Origin of the sequence: Pseudooceanicola marinus (assembly GCF_020177265.1) — a bacterium.
Lineage (GTDB): Bacteria > Pseudomonadota > Alphaproteobacteria > Rhodobacterales > Rhodobacteraceae > Pseudooceanicola > Pseudooceanicola marinus_A.
Window position 1 is genome coordinate 859161 of sequence record NZ_JAIVMC010000001.1, and the last position, 16621, is coordinate 875781.

Annotated in this window: 26 protein-coding genes; 18 read left to right on the forward strand and 8 right to left on the reverse strand. The window is 63.7% G+C overall.

Annotated features, from left to right (window positions below; genetic code table 11):
* Positions 1-280: 280 nt before the first annotated feature.
* The 5 genes from LC066_RS03955 to LC066_RS03980 all read left to right on the forward strand — a co-directional run bounded on the left by LC066_RS03955 (position 281) and on the right by LC066_RS03980 (position 3744).
* Positions 281-820 (forward strand): multiubiquitin domain-containing protein, encoded by a 540-nt coding sequence (locus LC066_RS03955; protein ID WP_224896617.1) that lies wholly within the window; start codon positions 281-283, stop codon positions 818-820.
* Positions 817-1197, forward strand: coding sequence for an E2/UBC family protein (locus LC066_RS03960; protein ID WP_224896618.1), 381 nt, complete (start codon positions 817-819; stop codon positions 1195-1197). Before LC066_RS03955 ends, LC066_RS03960 begins: the two co-directional genes overlap by 4 nt.
* Positions 1194-2603, forward strand: a complete 1410-nt coding sequence (locus tag LC066_RS03965) for a ThiF family adenylyltransferase (protein WP_224896619.1) — start codon at positions 1194-1196, stop codon at positions 2601-2603. The genes LC066_RS03960 and LC066_RS03965 overlap by 4 nt, the downstream gene beginning before the upstream one ends.
* A 5-nt stretch (positions 2604-2608) precedes the next feature.
* Positions 2609-2968: a DUF6527 family protein gene (locus LC066_RS03970; RefSeq protein WP_224896620.1), complete on the forward strand. Its 360-nt coding sequence runs from the start codon at positions 2609-2611 to the stop codon at positions 2966-2968.
* Positions 2969-3201: 233 nt separating this feature from the next.
* The gene (locus LC066_RS03980) at positions 3202-3744 is read left to right on the forward strand and encodes an XRE family transcriptional regulator (protein ID WP_224896745.1); all 543 of its coding nucleotides are present in this window, start codon (positions 3202-3204) and stop codon (positions 3742-3744) included.
* A gap of 81 nt (positions 3745-3825) precedes the next feature.
* Here LC066_RS03980 and LC066_RS03985 read toward each other — a convergent pair whose 3' ends face one another.
* Entirely contained in the window at positions 3826-4275 is a 450-nt protein-coding gene (locus LC066_RS03985; protein WP_149758368.1) for a hypothetical protein, read from the reverse strand.
* A gap of 184 nt (positions 4276-4459) precedes the next feature.
* Here LC066_RS03985 and LC066_RS03990 point away from each other — a divergent pair, with 184 nt between their 5' ends.
* From LC066_RS03990 to LC066_RS04010, 5 genes are all read left to right on the forward strand, one after another.
* The gene (locus tag LC066_RS03990) at positions 4460-4804 is read left to right on the forward strand and encodes a helix-turn-helix domain-containing protein (protein WP_149758370.1); all 345 of its coding nucleotides are present in this window, start codon (positions 4460-4462) and stop codon (positions 4802-4804) included.
* Between the two features lie 22 nt (positions 4805-4826).
* Positions 4827-4991 carry a type II toxin-antitoxin system PrlF family antitoxin gene (locus tag LC066_RS03995; protein WP_188129773.1) on the forward strand — a complete coding sequence of 55 codons (165 nt, stop codon included), beginning with the start codon at positions 4827-4829 and terminating at the stop codon, positions 4989-4991.
* A 98-nt stretch (positions 4992-5089) separates the two neighbouring features.
* Positions 5090-5470 carry a hypothetical protein gene (locus tag LC066_RS04000; protein ID WP_224896621.1) on the forward strand — a complete coding sequence of 127 codons (381 nt, stop codon included), beginning with the start codon at positions 5090-5092 and terminating at the stop codon, positions 5468-5470.
* 4 nt (positions 5471-5474) lie between these two features.
* Positions 5475-6014: an exonuclease domain-containing protein gene (locus LC066_RS04005; protein WP_149758376.1), complete on the forward strand. Its 540-nt coding sequence runs from the start codon at positions 5475-5477 to the stop codon at positions 6012-6014.
* Entirely contained in the window at positions 6011-6217 is a 207-nt protein-coding gene (locus LC066_RS04010) for a hypothetical protein (protein ID WP_149758378.1), read from the forward strand. Before LC066_RS04005 ends, LC066_RS04010 begins: the two co-directional genes overlap by 4 nt.
* A gap of 56 nt (positions 6218-6273) precedes the next feature.
* Here LC066_RS04010 and LC066_RS04015 read toward each other — a convergent pair whose 3' ends face one another.
* The 3 genes from LC066_RS04015 to LC066_RS04025 form a co-directional block, all read right to left on the reverse strand.
* Positions 6274-6933 (reverse strand): RES domain-containing protein, encoded by a 660-nt coding sequence (locus LC066_RS04015; RefSeq protein ID WP_149758380.1) that lies wholly within the window; start codon positions 6931-6933, stop codon positions 6274-6276.
* Between the two features lie 17 nt (positions 6934-6950).
* Positions 6951-7586, reverse strand: a complete 636-nt coding sequence (locus LC066_RS04020; protein WP_149758382.1) for a hypothetical protein — start codon at positions 7584-7586, stop codon at positions 6951-6953.
* A 251-nt stretch (positions 7587-7837) separates the two neighbouring features.
* On the reverse strand, positions 7838-8296 hold the full coding sequence (locus LC066_RS04025) for a group III truncated hemoglobin (RefSeq protein ID WP_223163171.1): 459 nt from the start codon (positions 8294-8296) through the stop codon (positions 7838-7840).
* 87 nt (positions 8297-8383) lie between these two features.
* Here LC066_RS04025 and LC066_RS04030 point away from each other — a divergent pair, with 87 nt between their 5' ends.
* From LC066_RS04030 to LC066_RS04040, 3 genes are read left to right on the forward strand one after another with little or no spacing between them, the layout of a single operon-like run.
* Positions 8384-8803, forward strand: coding sequence for an Rrf2 family transcriptional regulator (locus tag LC066_RS04030; protein ID WP_149758384.1), 420 nt, complete (start codon positions 8384-8386; stop codon positions 8801-8803).
* A gap of 12 nt (positions 8804-8815) precedes the next feature.
* Entirely contained in the window at positions 8816-9115 is a 300-nt protein-coding gene (locus LC066_RS04035) for a DUF6522 family protein (RefSeq protein WP_149758386.1), read from the forward strand.
* 32 nt (positions 9116-9147) lie between these two features.
* Positions 9148-10608 carry a DUF305 domain-containing protein gene (locus LC066_RS04040; protein WP_149758388.1) on the forward strand — a complete coding sequence of 487 codons (1461 nt, stop codon included), beginning with the start codon at positions 9148-9150 and terminating at the stop codon, positions 10606-10608.
* A gap of 39 nt (positions 10609-10647) precedes the next feature.
* On the opposite strand, the gene LC066_RS04045 is transcribed toward LC066_RS04040, so the two are convergent.
* Positions 10648-11184: a DUF488 family protein gene (locus tag LC066_RS04045; RefSeq protein ID WP_149758389.1), complete on the reverse strand. Its 537-nt coding sequence runs from the start codon at positions 11182-11184 to the stop codon at positions 10648-10650.
* Entirely contained in the window at positions 11181-11393 is a 213-nt protein-coding gene (locus tag LC066_RS04050) for a DUF2945 domain-containing protein (protein WP_224896622.1), read from the reverse strand. Before LC066_RS04050 ends, LC066_RS04045 begins: the two co-directional genes overlap by 4 nt.
* A gap of 255 nt (positions 11394-11648) precedes the next feature.
* Between LC066_RS04050 and LC066_RS04055 the strand changes: the two genes are divergently transcribed.
* The 5 genes from LC066_RS04055 (at position 11649) to LC066_RS04075 (ending at position 15697) form a co-directional block, all read left to right on the forward strand.
* The gene (locus LC066_RS04055) at positions 11649-12116 is read left to right on the forward strand and encodes a hypothetical protein (RefSeq protein ID WP_149758397.1); all 468 of its coding nucleotides are present in this window, start codon (positions 11649-11651) and stop codon (positions 12114-12116) included.
* A gap of 83 nt (positions 12117-12199) precedes the next feature.
* Positions 12200-12643 carry a nucleoside diphosphate kinase regulator gene (gene rnk / locus LC066_RS04060; RefSeq protein ID WP_149758399.1) on the forward strand — a complete coding sequence of 148 codons (444 nt, stop codon included), beginning with the start codon at positions 12200-12202 and terminating at the stop codon, positions 12641-12643.
* A 371-nt stretch (positions 12644-13014) separates the two neighbouring features.
* Positions 13015-13971, forward strand: coding sequence for a mechanosensitive ion channel family protein (locus LC066_RS04065; protein WP_149758401.1), 957 nt, complete (start codon positions 13015-13017; stop codon positions 13969-13971).
* Between the two features lie 29 nt (positions 13972-14000).
* The gene (locus LC066_RS04070; protein WP_149758402.1) at positions 14001-14543 is read left to right on the forward strand and encodes an AAA family ATPase; all 543 of its coding nucleotides are present in this window, start codon (positions 14001-14003) and stop codon (positions 14541-14543) included.
* A 191-nt stretch (positions 14544-14734) separates the two neighbouring features.
* The gene (locus LC066_RS04075) at positions 14735-15697 is read left to right on the forward strand and encodes a DMT family transporter (RefSeq protein ID WP_224896623.1); all 963 of its coding nucleotides are present in this window, start codon (positions 14735-14737) and stop codon (positions 15695-15697) included.
* Positions 15698-15709: 12 nt separating this feature from the next.
* Here the strand turns inward: LC066_RS04075 and LC066_RS21500 are convergent, their stop codons facing one another.
* Positions 15710-15982 carry an FCD domain-containing protein gene (locus LC066_RS21500; RefSeq protein WP_224896733.1) on the reverse strand — a complete coding sequence of 91 codons (273 nt, stop codon included), beginning with the start codon at positions 15980-15982 and terminating at the stop codon, positions 15710-15712.
* The gene (locus LC066_RS21505) at positions 15952-16407 is read right to left on the reverse strand and encodes a FadR/GntR family transcriptional regulator (RefSeq protein WP_224896624.1); all 456 of its coding nucleotides are present in this window, start codon (positions 16405-16407) and stop codon (positions 15952-15954) included. Before LC066_RS21505 ends, LC066_RS21500 begins: the two co-directional genes overlap by 31 nt.
* Positions 16408-16621: the final 214 nt, after the last annotated feature.

The following is a 16621-nucleotide window of genomic DNA, read 5'->3' on the forward strand; positions in this document are numbered from 1 at the left end:
AAGCTGCCCATCGGACATCGTCTTCGGAATTTTTCCGAGGGCTTCGATTTTCGGGAGCGCCGACGGAGAGCACACCATACCAAGTTGTGCCCCAAAATTCACCGTCAATATCTGGTAGAAGCGCAGGCCTCGCCGTGCCGCTATAGGCCCGGTATCAGGCGACGCGAAACATTTTTGAGAATTTTCTGGCGGCAGCGTCCGATGGGCCGCCTGTCGGGAGCATAGGGGGCATAAGGCGCCTGCTGCGGGCGTCGAGCAGACAAGAAAAGGATTTGCTGCCATGTCTACCGAACCGATCGAAATCGAAGATCTCCTGGCCGCCCTGGAGGCCGGCCGCAAGCCCCGCGACCACGGGCCCTACAAGGTCCAGGTCGGCGACCACGACCTGAAGTTCACCGACGCCGTCATCGACGATCCGACGCCCACCGGCCGCCAGATCATCGAGGGGGCCGGCTTCCGCAAGGCCGAGGAACATCTCGTGTTCCAGGTGCTGCGCAACGGTGAACTCGAGGAACTGCGCCTCGAGGAAACCACGGACCTGCGCCCCGGCCAGGTCGAGCGCTTCCTGGTCTTCCCGAGCGCGGAATCCTTCCGCTTCGACATCGATGGCAAGCGTCTCGAGTGGGGCCACAAGGTCATCAGCGGGCGCGTGCTCAAGAAGCTGGCCGGGGTCGATCCCGCCAAGTTCGCCGTTTGGCAGGTGATCCCCGGCAAGGATGACATCCTGATCGGCGACACCGATCTGATCTGTCTCGCGGATGCGGGCCTGGAGCACTTCTTCACCGGCGTGCCCCAGACCACGGAAGGCGGTGCGGCATGAGCCTCCTCCCCCGTCAGGATCGCCGCTACCTCGAGGGTCGCGGCCTCACCGTTCGCGAGGTCATCGAAGGCGGAAAGAAGGGCGTGATCCTCACCGGGATCACGCTGCCGGAAGGCAAGTATCAGGTCGCCCAGGCGGATATCCTGATCCTGCTGCCGCCCTCGTATCCCGAGGTCGCCCCCGACATGTTCTACGCCGTGCCGCATCTGAAGCTCCTTGCCGGCCAGCGTGAGCCCCGCTGCACGCAGGCACGCCAGGCCTTCGATGGCCAGAACTGGCAGCGCTGGTCTCGCCACAACAACCAGTGGCGTCCCGGCACCGACGGCATCTGGACCATGCTGAAGCGGGTCGAAGAGGCCCTGGAGGTGGCGGCATGAAGCGCAGCGACATCACCCTCCACGCCCGTCACCGCGACAAGCTGCAGGCGCTGCTCGCGCACCCCCGTGGGCACGAGGGCGCCGCCTACATGCTGCTCGGCAAAAGCGAGATCGCGCAGGACCCCTGGGACCTCGAGCCGCGGACCCGTTACACCTCCTACGAGGTCATCGCGATCCCGCAGGAAGACCGCGTCGATGCCAGCGACAAGCATGTCACCTGGAACACCAACTCTTTCGCCCAGCTCTGTCGCCAGGCCAAGGAGGAAGGCCTGGTGCCGGCGATCGTTCATAGTCACCCGGGAGGCTTCGACGGTTTCTCGGACCAGGACGATCGCAACGAGCGCGACCTCTTCACCATGGCTTGGAACCGTAACGGCGAGGGGACACGCCTGGTGAGCGTCGTGCAGGTCGGTGACGGCCTCTACCGGGCACGGGTCTGGGAAGACGACATGACACCCCTGCCCTGTCACCGGGTGACCGTCATCGGCACTCGGCTCGAGATCCAGTCGACCGACGTGCCGACCCCGTCGGAAGCCTTGGCCCGGCAGGCACTGGCCTTCGGGCCGGAGGTCAACGGACTCCTCAAGCAGCTCTCCGTTGCCGTGGTCGGCTGCGGCGGCACCGGAAGCCCGGTGGTCCATCTTCTCGCTCGCCTCGGCGTGGGGCGCATCGTGGTCATCGACGATGACGTGGTCGAGCATTCCAACCTGAACCGTCTGTATGGCGCGACCCGAAAGGATGCCGAAAACGCGGTGCCCAAGGTCGACGTCATGGCGCGCGAGGTGACGATGATGGGTCTCGACGTCGAGATCCGGTCGATGAACAGCTGGGTGGATGCGCCGCATATCCGTGACGCGCTGAAATCCTGCGACGTCATCTTCGGATGCACGGACGATCACGCCGGGCGCCTCTACCTGAACCGCGTGGCGCACTTCTACCTGATCCCGGTCATCGATGTCGGGCTGGTCCTCATGCCCCGTGACGATGGTGAGCCCGGCCTCCTCGAGATGGCCGCGCGGGTCAGCGTGCTGTTTCCCACGACGGCGTGCCACGGCTGCCGCGGCACAGTCGATCGCGTCAGGGCTCGCGAAGAGGACCTCCAGCGATCGGACCCCGCCGAATATGAACGGCAGAAGACCGAAGCCTACGTCCGCGGCGGAGGTAATCCCGCGCCGGCCGTCGTGACCTTCACCTCCGAGGCCGCCACCATGGCAGTGAACGAACTTCTTGCCGGTCTCGTCGACTTCCGCGGCGGCGGCGGATGGACATGGCAACGCTATCGCAAGCTCGACAAGGGTTTCGAGCGTTCGCAGGCGGCGCAGCCCCGGCCGGACTGCCCGGTCTGCGGCAGCGAGGAATACTGGGGCCTCGGCGACATCGAGCCGTTCCTGGATCGTATCGGGTGAGTGGCATGATGATCGACATTCTGCGGAAGAGCCTCGAGCTCTTCCGCCTCATTCCGCGAAGTGCCCTGGTCGCCAGGGTAACACCCACACACCCGACGCCGGATCAGATCGTGCCGGGTGAGATGACCATCGTGCGCGATGGCGTCGACAAATGGGCCTGCTTCCACTGCCCAGGTGGCTGCGGCGAAACCATCAAGCTGTCCCTCAGCAAGAACCGGAGGCCCAGGTGGACGGCCATGTCAGACTGGCTGAGGCGCCCGACCATCTCGCCGTCAGTCCGCCAGACGAACGAGTGCCGGTGTCACTTCTGGATCCGGCAGGGGCGGATTGACTGGTGCAAGGACAGCGGTCCGGGGTCGGGATGACCGCCAGCGTTCGGGTTGCGTTCGGGGACGCCCAAGGAGCCGGCGTGCCATGCTATTCCTGTCAGCAACATGGAGTGATCTGATGGAGACGATGGAACGAGACGCCAAGTATATCGCGAGCCAGTGCAAGTATATCCGCAAGATGTTCTCTCTAACCCAGGAGAACCTGGCGGACGCCTCCGGGTTGACGGTCCGCACGATCCAGAAGGTGGAAAGCGGTCGGCACGTGCCCGGTGCCCGAGGTGCAGACCTTGCGAAGCCTCGCGCGCGGCCTCGGGTTCAACATCACGGTCTTCTCCAAGCCGACACCCGAGCAGGAGAAGCGCCAGCAGGAGGAAATGGAGCGCGCCCTGAAAAAGACGTTGCTCGTGCCGACATCCCCCATCAGGAAGCCCAACGACTTCTATTCCCGTAACCGCGAATGGCACGGGCTCCTGATCAATGCCGGAGCGGTGGAAGCCGACGATGCCCTCGAACTGACTGCTGCGATCTCGGACTGGATGACTGACCTGGACGGGATCTGGGATATGAGCAGCGCCGGCCAGAGACTCGAGTATTCGGCAGCGATCTCCGCGCTGTGCCTCGAGCTGGAAGGCCTCGGTCATCTCACGCACTTCGGTCACTTTCGACAGCAGCATATGCACGACAAGGGGATGATCCTGGATATCGGGATGATCACCTTTCTCCCGAAGGCTGGCCACGACGGCGACCGCTACGGCATCGTCACCCTGGAGGACCCGTGGGAGGTTCCGGAACAGGATCGCCCCAATCTGTGATTTGTCCGCGACCGGCATCCTATCTGACCGACAGCATCATCCGCGCACCTATCGCAGGGCCTGGCCGTATCGGCCGGGCCCCTACTTTTCGGAGCTGACCGTCATGAGACGACAGGCGAGCTGACGGTCGCCCCATCGGGCCGCGAAGGCCTCGCTCGTCGAGAACCAGCCGCCATCGTCGCCCTGACCGTGGTTGGCCCCCATACAAGAACACTGGCACTCATGGCCGATGGCGTTCATGCAGGCCGGAGCGCAGATCTCCTGCTCCTGGTAGGGTTGGATGACATAGATCAGCCCCCAGCGACGAAGACAGCGGTTCACGAGGTCATTGAACCAAGCCTTGGGAATTTCCCAGCATCCCAGTGCCGGGTTCCAGCTTGGGCGGATGCGCCGGCCATTCCTGAGCCAGGTATAGTTGTCGTCCGCATAAGGAAGGCGGACCCTGACCCGCTCACCCTTGCCGTCACGGCGAAGCGCGACAGGGATTGTCTTCTGGTTCCATGCCGCCTTCAGGCGGTCTTCGTCCTGCATCGTTGTCCTCACTGCCGCTGGTGAGGATCTAACGCTGGGAAACTCATGCATCCAAGCCGATTACGGTTGGCAGCTGCCAACTTTGCATGGCGGGTGCATTGAAGATCGACGCGATATACTTAAATGAGTATAAAAAATGCAGGTCTGCCGTGATTGTCGCGGTTGAGCCGAGAAAGAGGCCGCCATGCACGAAGAAATCACCGACGTATCAGGCAATGTATTCGACGATCTTGGTCTCGAAGACGCTCAAGAGATGAGCTTGAAAGCCGCTCTTGCAATCCAGTTGTCGTCGACCATCCGGTATAGTCACCTGACCCAAAGCGATGCCGGAGAGGCTCTTGGAATCCCTCAGTCTCATGTCTCCAAGATCATGAACGGGAAGCTTGAGGGCATCACCGCCGACAGGATTCTGCGCATGCTGGTGAAGCTTGGTTGCGACATCGACATCGTGATCAAGGCGAAGGATACTGCCGGACCGGGACGTCTGGCTATCGAGACACCTCGAACGCGCATCTCGGTTGCTGCCTGACTAAGATTTGGAGGGTAAGACCTTGAAGGGAGAATCTACCACCCAGGCGTTTCTCGGCTTCCTCGAAAAGGAGATCGTTTCCGACCCCATGCGCCTAAAGCCGTTCGGGAGTGAATGGACACGCCGCGCGCAAAAGCTCGTCGACGGCATGGAGATCGACCTGAACGAACCGCTCGCAGAAGACTGAACAGGGGCGAAATATCCGGAGATCCGATCATGCCAGGCGACAGGGAAACAATACCAACAGCATCGCCAATCCAGAGGTCGCCCGAGGACCTGCTGGCGATGCAGCGGACCCGCGAGGCCGCGCGGCGGCTTGATGATGATGCACGCGCTGTCGTGTGCTGGCTTGATGCAGAATTCCCGGGACTGGTCATAAGCATGGAGGTGCAGCGACATTATAGCTGCGAAGACAACGAGATAGCCCATGTTGAACCAGGCGTGACTGATCGCCCCCGGCGGCATGAAGCCCGCGATGCCGCGGAAGAGGCGCTCACGGCACTCGGATGGTTCCTCAAGCCGGAAGGGCGCGATGTCCGCTCAACCTTCCATCGCCCGTCGCAAGCTCAATCCTCCCATGCTCGCTTGGCCGATATCGCCCGTGTTCGTCGAGCGGTGAAGCAGGCCAGCACCAGCTATCGTCCTTCAACGGTGCGCCAAGGGTGAGACCATGGATGCGACCGTAGAGAAAATCGCGATCCTGGACTTCGAGGCGTCGAGTCTGTCGGAGGCAAGCTGGCCCATCGAGATCGGACTCTCGTGGCTCGATCACGGAGAAGTGCGCACCTGGTCTTCCCTCATTCGCCCGGCACCCGATTGGGCGATAGACGACTGGTCACCGCAGAGCGCATCGGTTCACGGCATTTCCCTGTCAGAGCTCATGGATGCGCCCTCGGCAACAGAAGTGGCCGAGACCTTGTTCAGGGTTATCGGAGGCCGTAGGCTTGTCTCTGATGCCCCTGAGTTCGAGACTCGATGGCTGGACCGCCTGCTCCGAGCTGCCGGGCGCCCTGAGAACCCTTCGGTCGAAGATTTCGACGGCGCATCCTTCGCGATGTTCGACGGATACGCTCTGGATCTGCTCTACGAGACGGTAGAGCGGCGCCCTGCCCCTCATCGCGCCGGCCCGGACGCTGCACGGCTTGCGCGGGGGTGGCTCAGGGCGAGCCAGCATCGGGCATCTCTGGAGCTCGAAAGGAGGACTGCATGACCGAGATATTCAGCACTGAAGTCATTCTCACCAGCGCCATCGTCGGGAACAGTCTGCTGGTGATGATCATGGGCTTTCTCATGATGCGCGAACCAAAGGACGATCGGCCCAAGGTCGACATTGACGCCCTGGTCCGAAATGCCCCGTATCACCTCCTGGAGGGCACCGGAATCAAGGTGATCGACCCAAGCGAGAAAGGTTAGGCATTGAACTCTCTGGTCTTTCGGAGGGCGGCGCCCGATGTCGGGCTCTGGGCCAATCAGGTCTGGACGACATATCCCAGGGTCCGTGCGGCACGAACCAAACTCGTTCTCAGCGCCATGTGAGACAAGGGCATGTCCACATGCGGCGCGGCCGGCATCGCGGACCTGCTTCTCTCGTAGAGCGCCAGCGACAGGCTGCTCCCTCCCGACATCGCGGAACGATATCGAAGCCCGTCCAAGGCAGGATAAGCGTCGTAGAAATCCCGGCTCCATTCCTTCGTGATTGCCCTCGGTCCACTGGACAGGCCGGCCGATGCTCCTGCCCGCGTTGTCCAGTGTCCCGTCAGGTCGAGAAGGGAAAGATCGCGGGTTGGCCGGACCACGGCCAAACGAGGGCCGCCCGTCGTCAGGTCGATCGTCCGGGTGTCCTGGAAAACCTCAGCCAGAGCCGAGGTAAACGCATGGGGGTCCGCTTCCACATCAATGGCATAGAGAATGGCGCGTGCTCCGATCGTCGGCCGTCCCGCGGCATCCGGCAGATGATGATCGAACCGCGACTCTGTCGGCCCGAAATCTCGAAAATGCGCAAATCCGGAGGCATGCCTGCTTGCGGAAAACCATATACGCAGGATCTCGCTGCCTGCGCCCAACCTGAATACGGCAGGCGGAATCGCCGACAGGGATGCTTTCCCCGGAGATCGTGGCAAATGGTCCATCAGCGGACGGCGTTCGATCAGAGGCCGGCGACGATGCGCTCGACGATTGATGGATCATGGCCCGCGATGAGCCAGTCTCGGGGCGAGGCCCCGCCAAGGTCTTCGCGCGGAATCCTGAAGAACCGGTCCATGGCCTGAGCGGAGACCGGACGACCGGCGGCCAAAAGAACGCGGCCGAGATGCGGGATTTCCCCCTCGGCTTCGAGCTGGAATGCCGGAATGAGCCAACCTCGCCCGTGGGGACGATGAATGGCCATCATGGTGCCGGCAGCGATGCGCTGCCGGAGACGGGCATCACTCACGCCGATGCGCCGCGCCGCCTCGGCGAGTGGAACGGCATCGGCCGTCAGTAGAGCCTGACGGGTCATGCCCTCCAACAGGGGATCGGACCGGTAGAACTCTGCATCGGACATGGGGGCGGTCGCATCGACACCAAGGCGTCCAAGCGCATCCTCCTCGGGCTGGCTGAGAGGCGCCTCCTGGCCCGAAATCTCCTGCGCCTGCTCGACCATGCGGGCGGCGATGTGCAATGCGGCCTCGGCCAGGGCTCTCTTGCCCCGGTTCGCGAGGGCCTCGTCGATCAGGTCGAGGTCTCTTTTCGCCCCATGGGGCAAACCGGACCGCGCGTCTTCCTTGAGCGTCATGAAGTGCATAGGGCCTCTCCTTGACGCAAAGATATGTCGTTAGCCTCCGTAAGTCAACAATCGTAAGGCTTCGTAAGCGCAATGGCGCACTGCCATCATGAGCGAGCCCGCCAGGGTGAGGTGTCAAGACTGACGTGTGGAAGCAGCAGTCCTGCTCCTGCTCGGCGGAAAGGTCTCTGCCCGAAGCCAGCGCCGGAAGCTGCCGCTTCTGGATAGCGGACCTTGTCATTCCCGTGTTGGCATCTGCCAACCTTTCTCCGTCACTTCAGGTTGGGGACGCTTCCCTCTGCGCGGTGCGCATCCTGGCTGGCCATATGCAGCGAGCGGGCGATCCGTTCCGCCCGCTCGATCACGTGCGCGGCCCCCGCCCGCGTGCAGACCTCACCCGCCGTCTCGCGAAAAATCTCGAGCCAGCGATGGAAGTGCGCCCACGTCACGGGCAAGCCCGCATGTTTGGGGACCGGGGCACCGTGGTAGCGGCCGGTCATCAGCGCCACGGATGACCAGAAGTCGACCATTTTATCGAGATGCGGCCCCCAATCTGCGATCCGTGCCGCGAAGATCGGACCGAGCACCGGGTCGACGCGGATCTTGCCGTAGAAGCTGTGCACCAGGTCGGTGAGTACGGCTTCGCTGAGACCGGTCCTCTGCATCATTTCCAAGGTCATCGCGGGGCGCGCGGAGCGGATCGGCGGGAGAAAGGATTGCGTCTGGGTCATGGCTGAACTGGCCTGAGCGGTTGTTGCGAGAGCGGGTTAGGACCTATAATAGGTATTGTAAATGCCTATTCATAGTGAGGCCGCCAGATGCGCCTAACCAGCTTCACCGATTACGGTCTACGCGCGCTCATGCGGATGGCCAGCGCCCCGGAGCGCGCATTTTCGACGGCCGAGATCGCTGACGAATTCGGCATCTCCCGCAATCACCTCAACAAGGTCATTCAGCGCCTCGCCAGGCATGGCTTTGTCGCCACGCGACGTGGCGCGGGCGGCGGCGCAATGCTCGCCCGACCAGCGGACGAGATCGGCCTCGGCAATCTCGTGCGGCTCCTCGAGAAGGACCAGGCACTGGTCGAATGCTTCTCCTCCCAAGGCGCCTGCTGCGTCACGCCGGTCTGCCTGCTGAAGGGAAAGCTTCACGCCGCCGAAACCGCATTTCTGGCCGAACTCGACAGATCGACGCTTGCCGACATCGCTTTGCCGGCGCCCGCTCCGGCCGTAGCCTGAAAGGAAAGTGCGATGAGCAGCGTATCCTTTACCGCCGACGGCTTCGTGGTCGACGCGGAGATCGTGGGGGCCGCCTTCGGACTTCCACCTGCCGAGGTACCCGCGAAGCTGCGTGCCGGAGATATCACCAGCCGCTGCGAGACCGGAGTCGACGAGGACGCCGGCCGTTGGCGCATGACCTTCTATTCCGGCGGCCGCGCCCTGCGCCTGGTCGTCGACGAGAGCGGCACGATCCTGTCGCGTGCCACCTTCCCTGCTCATGCGCCCGCCGCAGGTCCGATCGACCTCGCGACCATGAGCGCAAAAACCTGACCGCAATCCCTCACAAGAAAGGGGTATCTATCATGCTGTCCTCCCTCCCCCGCAAACCAGGCCTCGGCATCGCCCTCGCGTTCACCGGCGCGCTGGCGCCGGCTGCGGCCTCGGCTCATGTGAAGTGGTTCGCGCCCTACATCGTCGACGCGGCGCCGGCGCCAATCACCCGGACCCTGACCGATCCCTGGTTCTGGAGCGGCATCGTTCTGGTTCTGGTATTCTTCATCGCCACTCGTCTCGTTGAGCGCACTGCCGCCGGAGAGACGGCGCTCGACGCGATGGATCGCGTCACGAACCCGCTCTGGTTCAGGCTCGATGACTTCGTCCGTATCGTGGTCGCGGGCTTCTTCGTCGCGATCTTCTCGGTTGGCGGCGTATACCTGACGCCCGACCTCAAGACCCCGGCCGAATGGGTGAGCTGGCTTCAGCTCCTGATCGCCGCCGGGATTGTCTCGCGCAAGACCATGCCGCTTTCGGCGGCCGGGATCATCTTCCTCTGGGTGCTCGCCCTGCGCGATTACGACCCGTTCCACCTGCTCGATTACCTGGCGCTCGGCGTCGCCGTGGCGGCCTACCTGGTCCTCGAGTCCTCGGGCCGGGAGGACTGGCGCAAGCACCGCTTCGAGGTGCTCCGCTGGGGTGTCGCCATCGCGCTAATGTGGTCGAGCTTGGAGAAATTCGCCTACCCTGAATGGTTCTATCCACTCGTCGAGGAGAAACCGTTCCTGACCTTCGGTATTCCGCGCGACATGTTCATCCCGATGGCGGGTGTCGCGGAGTTCACCATGGGCTTCGGCCTGCTTGCCACGCCACTGGTGCGGCGCCTATCCGCGATCGCGCTCTTCGTGATCTTCAATGCCGCAGTTTACCCGTTTGGCCGGGTCGACCTGATCGGTCACGCACTGATCATGGCAATTATTGTCGTGATCGCGGTCGACCATACCCGGGAGTTGCACTTCTGGTCCTGGATCAGGCGCGCCCTCGTTGGTGTACCGATCGGACTGACCGGGGCGCTGGTGATCTTCGCGACGGCCTATTGGGGCCTGCACGCGACCTTCTACGGCACCGACACCCGGACCATGGCCGAGATCCTGGCCCAGGAGGGGGAGATGGCGACGCATTCCTATTCGCTGGAGCATCCGCACGGGCCGCAGGCGATGGAGAGCCTGCGCGAGGGTGACAATCTCCCGTCTATCGCGCCGGCCGAACTCGGCGACACCTCCGTCGCCGACGCCTACGCACAGTCGATGATGGGGATGCATGACGAGATGATGGCCGGCCTCCAGCACGAGGATCCCGATGTCGCCTTCGTGCTCGGGATGATCCCGCACCACCAGGGCGCCATCGACATGGCCCGCATCCAGCTCGCCGCCGGCTCCGACCCCGAGAACATGGAGCTGGCCCGGCACATCATCGCCGAGCAACAGCAGGAGATCGACGCAATGCGCACCTGGCTCGAGGCGCGCGGAATCGAGGTGCCTGATACCTGATCTGCTCTCCCCGGTGTCGCACCCCGCGACACCGGGCCGTCACTCGGGGGCGGGATAGATGACGGCACCATCCTCCCGAAGCTGCGCTCCTTCGGTCAGCTCGGCCACATCGATCCGACCCGGTGCCATCAGATGCCGCACTTCCTGGCCATGGAGCAGTAGCCAGTCGGTGATGATCCTGCGATGACATCGCCACCAGACGGCTTCCGAACACATCATCGCGACGGATTGGCTCTGGCCGAGATCGAGCAACTCGGTGAAGGCGTTCCGGAAGTCTGAGCCGAGGGCGTAGTCCGCGTAGTTGTGAAAGCTCCGCACCCTCCAGAAAGCGTTCAGATCGTTAGCGACATCCGGCTGTTTCGGGCGTCGCCCGCCAAGCGCCAGCATGTGTCGATAGCCGATCTGATAATCGGCCAGGCTTTGCGGAAACGTGTCGTCGTTGAAGTCGGGATTGCTGCGTGATTTCGGGAATGACCGCACATCGATCAGGAGCCGAACCCCGGCCTCGCGCAGCATGTCGATGACCGTCTGCGGCGACCGGTTCGAATGTCCGATGGTCGCGAAACCGCCGCTCACGAGTCGTGCTTGGTCAGCGCGTCCTCCTTGTGCGCCGCGATATGATCGGTCTTGTCGCTCTCGATCTCGTATTGGGGCTCTTCCTTCGACGCGCGGCGGCGATGGCCCTTGTAGTCGAAATCCGCCTCGTGGACCTTCACGATGCGGCCGCTGACCCGGCCAGCCTCGGAATTCCAGCTCACGTGATCGCCTTTCGAAAACTTCGCCATTCGCTTCACCTCCGTCACGTTCTCAACATCTGTCCGTCTTGTGCTGTTCCAGGCCGGTTCCGGTCACCAAGATTGACAGACTGGGCCAAGCGGCTAAGCTCACCTCATGGTCACGCACGAGAACCTTTTCCGGTTTCTGCTTCTGAACCGCCCGGGTCCCCGGGCGGTCTGCGCATAGCTGCGTCTTCGACCACCCGGGGCTTTCTCACATCCTTGAATTGAGAACGCGGGCTTCGCCGCCCCGGGAGACACATCATGACCATCACCAGGATCAGCAATCTGCCTGCGGGCAGTGACTTTCGATCGCTGTTCGAGCGCTCCGCTGTCGAGACGGGATTTCTCCTCACTGTCGAGGACCGGCTCGGCATCGAGCGCCTGCTCCGCCATCGCGGAACCAAGAATGCGCCCAACCCCCCGCTTTTGAACGGGCTCCTGCGCCACAAGCTGCGGATCTCGCGCGGCGCTCCGGAGCCGGCCCCGCCCGGACTCGTCGTGGCCGGATGCCATGTCACCTACATGATCAGTGGAGAGGGCGCGCGCTCGGGCGCGCTTTCCATGAGCCCGGTGCCGATCCCGGGTCATGTTCTCGTCGCATCCTTGCTTGGGGCAACCCTCATCGGGATGCGAAAACTGCAGAAGGTACCGCTGCTGCGGGACGACGGCCAGATCGAGACAGTCGTCGTGCTGGATGTGAGCCCGGCTCCGGACCACGACGCGGCCTGATGGTCTGATCCGTCTCTGGCGGGTCTGAAAATTTGGCTACCCACAATGCATCCACGCCACCAGAGGGCGGAAAGGACAATTCGATGACTGCACAACGCTCCACCTCACGCGGCACCGGCCGGCGGCCCAAGGTCGTCATCGATGCCGAAAGCCTGGACAGGCTCGAAGCGCTCGCGGAGGGCGCGATCCAGCGAAACCCTGACCTCGCCGACCGGCTGCTCGGCGAGATCGGCCGGGCCCGCATCGTTCCGGCGGCGAAGCTCCCGCCGAACGTGGTGGCGATCGGCCGCGCGGTCACCTATCGCGATGAGTCGACCGGCCAGGAGAAGACGGTAGCGCCGGTCTTTCCCGAGGACGCAGACATCGCACGCGGCAGGATCTCGATCCTGACGCCGATCGGGGTCGCCCTGATCGGCCTGGCCGAGGGCGCATCGCTCCACTGGGATACCAGAGATGGAGAGCGGCGGGTGCTGACCGTGCTCCACGTTGCCGTCCAGGATGCCTCTGAAGGGCTGGAGGCCGGATGATCCGCTGTTCCCGGAGCCTTGCCGAGGCCCATGACCTACCCGGAAGGAGCCGTTCGATGCGCTGACAAAGCCATGACTCTCCTTCCGGGATATCGGCAATCGCCGCTTCGGCGTCCTTCCCTTCCCGTCGAAAGAGGGTCTCATGAACCGTCACCTTCCCCTTGCTTGCCCCTCCTGCAAAGCATCGCTTCCTCGCGCAGCCGCTCATCGCTGCCCCACCTGTCGGCACAGTCTTGGCGGCGCGATCCCTATTATCCGAATTTCCTGCCGTCGTTGCGGCTCCGCTGTCGAGCGACACGCCGGCGCCACCGTGACCTGTCTCCGGTGCCGGTCTCGTCGGCCATCACGGCTCGCGCGACAGGGCTGCTGACATGAAACTGGTCTCTCATCTCCGACGGCTGATCTGGCCTTCGGTCCTGCTTCTTGTCGCCGTCGGCCTGGTGATCCTTGACCGGGAGGTCGAGCAGCGGATCGGGCTGTCTCTCCGCATGGCTGGCGGCGTTGTCGGGTGCCTTGCCGCGGCCTGGCTGGGAAGCCGGCTGTTCGGCTTGTTCGCCGATCGCCGGAGGCGCCACAACCGTCCCTATCCGCGCCTGTTCCGGGATCTCGTGGCCGTTCTGCTGTTCTTCGCCGCGGTCGTTGCCTCGGCCGCACTTCTGCTGGGCCAAGGTCTTCTCGGCGCGCTGGCGGGATCGAGCCTGATACTCGCGATGCTGGGCTTCGCGATCCGGAACGTCGTGGCCGACACTTTGTCTGGCATCGCGCTCGGCGTCGAGGCACCCTACCGGATCGGGGACTGGGTCGATATCGAGCAGGTCGCCCGCGGCCGCGTCATCGAGATCGGCTGGCGCACGACACGGGTGCTGACTCAGGACTCGACCTACATGATCCTGCCGAACAGTCAGATCGCCCGCCGGCGCATCACCAACTACTCGGCGCCGAAGCCGCAGTATCGCGCGCAGCTCTCGCTGAAGCTCACGCATGAACTTCCCGTCGATACCGCGAAGGCCCTGATCCTGAAAACCCTGCGCGAAGCACGTCTCATCCAGACCGACCCGGCTCCGGACGTGCGGGTGCAGGAGTTGGGCAGCGACGGCAACAGCTACGCCGTTCGCTTCTGGCTGTCGCGTTTCGAGCGGGATGTCGACTGCCGCGACGAGGTTCTGGCCCTGATCGACCGCGCGATACGGGGCGCAAACATTCCGGCCCCACGCATGCAGATCGAGTTAAGCCGGCCCCGAAGCGCAAAAATCGACCCTCTCGCGCATGACGCGGAGGTTGCGCGGGTATTCGCTGCGCCACCCGAACGAGAACATCTCGAAGCGTGACGAGCCTGGAAAACATGAAGGAGACCCCGATGCAGAACCGCATCGCCAGTCGGCACGTCGTCCTCTCCGGCTGCTCGGGTGGCGGCAAGTCGACGCTGCTGGCTGAACTGCGCTCGCGAGGCTTCGAGACCGTCGAGGAGCCCGGCAGGAGGATCGTGGAGGAGGAACTGCGCGGGGACGGGAAGGCTCTCCCCTGGGTCGATCTCGAGGCGTTCGCGAGGCGGGCCATCGGCATGGCAGCCGGGGACCGAGAACGCATGAGAGCTGCGGAAGGATGGGTCTTCTTCGATCGCGGACTTCTCGATGCAGCCGCCGCGCTGGAACACGCAGCGAGCGTGGCGGTGTCCGACACTTTGTCCGGACATGACCGCTTCCATCACCAGGTGTTCCTGACCCCGCCCTGGCCCGACATCTACCACAGGGACAGCGAACGCCAGCAGGACCTGAGGAAAGGCGTCACCGAGTATCACCGGCTGATCGAGACTTTCGACCGGCTCGGATATGATCCGGTCCTTCTGCCAAAGCTCGATGTCGAAGCGCGGGCCGACTTCATTCTTGACGCGCTCACCTGACAATCGGACCGAAGCCCGTCTCCCTGTTCGGATTGGACATGTCTTTCCGAGATCATTATATCGGCAATGCAAGGCAACCCGCGATGGCGTCGCGCTGGCTGCCGCAATTCCGATAATCGCAACGAATGTCCTGAACGCCCGGACTTCCTCCCGCACATCTCATGCGGGTTCTGAAGTGATGAGGTGGTGTCATGACCCTTGCTCTGCCCTATACGTCGCGGACCATGTGGACAGGTTCTTTCGCAGGGATGGCCTGCATGGCCGCGGCAATGGTTCTGCTGCCATTGGGTGACACGCTGTCGAAGCTGCTGACGGAGACGCTGAACCCGATCGAGGTCGCGACCGTGCGCGTTCTCGCCCAGGCGGCCTTCCTCCTGCCGGCGGCGGTGGTGCTGCGGAAACGTCTCAGGGGCGCCATGTTCTCGCCGGTTGTCGCGCTGTCCGGTCTTCTGGTGATGATCACGCTCATCTGTCTGATCGGCGCTTTCGCGGTCATGCCGATCGCCACCGCGATCGCCATCTTCTTCGTGGAGCCGTTGATCCTGACTGTGCTGGCAGGTCCGCTCCTGGGCGAGGCTGTGGGTCCGCGACGCCTCGCGGCCGTCGGCATCGGTCTCGTGGGCGCGCTGATCGTCATCCGGCCGGGTGCCGAGTTCGAGATCGCCGCACTCCTGCCACTCCTCGCGGCCGCCTCCTATGCGCTCAACATGATCGTTCTGCGCCGCGCCGCGCGCACCCGTTCGGGGCTGACCATCCAGTGCGGCGCCACAATCTATGCCTGCATCGGCATGGTGGTCCTCAGCTTCGGTCTTCAGGAGGCGGGCTATGTTTCTTCGGACCCTGGCGCCCTGCCTGCCTCTGGATGGGCTCTGATCCTCGGGAGCGGCTTTTTTGCCGCGGCGAGCTACGTCCTGATCGCCGAAGCCTTTCGCCACGCCGAAGCCGGTCTCCTGGCGCCGTTCCAGTATCTCGAGATCATCGGTGCCACCGCCGCCGGCTACTTGGTCTTCGGGGAGTTTCCGGACGGGATGACCTGGGTCGGGATCGCGGTCATCCTCGCATCGGGTCTTTACGTCGTCTATCGCGAGCGGTCGCGCGCGCCAGCGACCCTGGAACCAACACGGCACAGGAGCCGCCGGATCCGGCCCCGGTGACCAAGGTGACCATCAGGACGTGCTTGGTTCCGAACCGAGAACGCCCATGTCGATACTGACGACTTCGAGATGATGGGCCATGGCGCGATGCGCTGCCGGACCGTCGCTGGCCGCGATCGCGTCGACGACCTGTTCGTGCTGATCGCCATGCACCCTGGTGAACTTTTCCACGCCGATCCGACGGTAGGTGCGATCCCACTCCCTCTGCCAGACGGCACGGCAGCGGGCGCCCGAAAAGTGGCGCAAGAGGGCAATCAGGAGCGGGTTGCGCGCGACCTGAGCGATCGACTGGTGAAACGCGTCATCCGCACGCTCGCACGCCGCGCGATCTCGCGCCCTCCCTCGGCAACGCGCTGGCGCAGAAGGGCGATGTCGCCCGGCACCCGCCGCCCTGCGGCGGCCGCCGCGACCTGAGGTTCGAGCAGGCGTCGTGCATCCATCAGGTCGGCCGGCGTCGTCGCCTCGAGAAGCAGCGTGTCCTTCACCGGCTGCCCAAGGGGCGCTCGACCCCGAAAGGTCCCTTGTCCGACGTGGCGCCAGATTTCGCCCTGCGCCTCGAGTGTCGCGAATGCTGCGCGAAGAGTTTCGCGACTGCATCCGACGAGGTCCTTCAGCACCCTCTCCGGCGGCAGGCGATCTCCCGACGCAGGCGCACGCTCCTCGAGAACGTGCCAAAGCCGCGCCCGCGCCGTCTCCTTGTCTGTTTGCATGCCATTCTCCTGATCGGACCAACATTCAGACCGCGTCTCACTGAAGGCAAGCGGCAGACTCTGTGCAATCAGCCGTTTCGATCTTGAGCTTCTCCGCAATATCCCGTTCCCGGCATCCAGCCAGAGACAGGACCAACGTTCTTTTCATAATCAGGATCGTTCACATTCTGCCGCCATATGAGGCATATGGCCCGACAGTCGCCCGCTTTGCGGG

Bases quoted from the DNA above. Each gene is read 5' to 3' on its own strand.
- LC066_RS03955 (WP_224896617.1), top strand. From the start codon at position 281: ATGTCTACCGAACCGATCGAAATCGAAGATCTCCTGGCCGCCCTGGAG.
- LC066_RS03960 (WP_224896618.1), top strand. From the start codon at position 817: ATGAGCCTCCTCCCCCGTCAGGATCGCCGCTACCTCGAGGGTCGCGGC.
- LC066_RS03965 (WP_224896619.1), top strand. From the start codon at position 1,194: ATGAAGCGCAGCGACATCACCCTCCACGCCCGTCACCGCGACAAGCTG.
- LC066_RS03970 (WP_224896620.1), top strand. From the start codon at position 2,609: ATGATGATCGACATTCTGCGGAAGAGCCTCGAGCTCTTCCGCCTCATT.
- LC066_RS03985 (WP_149758368.1), bottom strand. From the start codon at position 4,275: ATGCAGGACGAAGACCGCCTGAAGGCGGCATGGAACCAGAAGACAATC.
- LC066_RS03990 (WP_149758370.1), top strand. From the start codon at position 4,460: ATGCACGAAGAAATCACCGACGTATCAGGCAATGTATTCGACGATCTT.
- LC066_RS04000 (WP_224896621.1), top strand. From the start codon at position 5,090: ATGCAGCGGACCCGCGAGGCCGCGCGGCGGCTTGATGATGATGCACGC.
- LC066_RS04005 (WP_149758376.1), top strand. From the start codon at position 5,475: ATGGATGCGACCGTAGAGAAAATCGCGATCCTGGACTTCGAGGCGTCG.
- LC066_RS04010 (WP_149758378.1), top strand. From the start codon at position 6,011: ATGACCGAGATATTCAGCACTGAAGTCATTCTCACCAGCGCCATCGTC.
- LC066_RS04015 (WP_149758380.1), bottom strand. From the start codon at position 6,933: ATGGACCATTTGCCACGATCTCCGGGGAAAGCATCCCTGTCGGCGATT.
- LC066_RS04020 (WP_149758382.1), bottom strand. From the start codon at position 7,586: ATGCACTTCATGACGCTCAAGGAAGACGCGCGGTCCGGTTTGCCCCAT.
- LC066_RS04025 (WP_223163171.1), bottom strand. From the start codon at position 8,296: ATGACCCAGACGCAATCCTTTCTCCCGCCGATCCGCTCCGCGCGCCCC.
- LC066_RS04030 (WP_149758384.1), top strand. From the start codon at position 8,384: ATGCGCCTAACCAGCTTCACCGATTACGGTCTACGCGCGCTCATGCGG.
- LC066_RS04035 (WP_149758386.1), top strand. From the start codon at position 8,816: ATGAGCAGCGTATCCTTTACCGCCGACGGCTTCGTGGTCGACGCGGAG.
- LC066_RS04040 (WP_149758388.1), top strand. From the start codon at position 9,148: ATGCTGTCCTCCCTCCCCCGCAAACCAGGCCTCGGCATCGCCCTCGCG.
- LC066_RS04050 (WP_224896622.1), bottom strand. From the start codon at position 11,393: ATGGCGAAGTTTTCGAAAGGCGATCACGTGAGCTGGAATTCCGAGGCT.
- LC066_RS04055 (WP_149758397.1), top strand. From the start codon at position 11,649: ATGACCATCACCAGGATCAGCAATCTGCCTGCGGGCAGTGACTTTCGA.
- rnk (WP_149758399.1), top strand. From the start codon at position 12,200: ATGACTGCACAACGCTCCACCTCACGCGGCACCGGCCGGCGGCCCAAG.
- LC066_RS04065 (WP_149758401.1), top strand. From the start codon at position 13,015: ATGAAACTGGTCTCTCATCTCCGACGGCTGATCTGGCCTTCGGTCCTG.
- LC066_RS04070 (WP_149758402.1), top strand. From the start codon at position 14,001: ATGCAGAACCGCATCGCCAGTCGGCACGTCGTCCTCTCCGGCTGCTCG.
- LC066_RS04075 (WP_224896623.1), top strand. From the start codon at position 14,735: ATGACCCTTGCTCTGCCCTATACGTCGCGGACCATGTGGACAGGTTCT.
- LC066_RS21505 (WP_224896624.1), bottom strand. From the start codon at position 16,407: ATGCAAACAGACAAGGAGACGGCGCGGGCGCGGCTTTGGCACGTTCTC.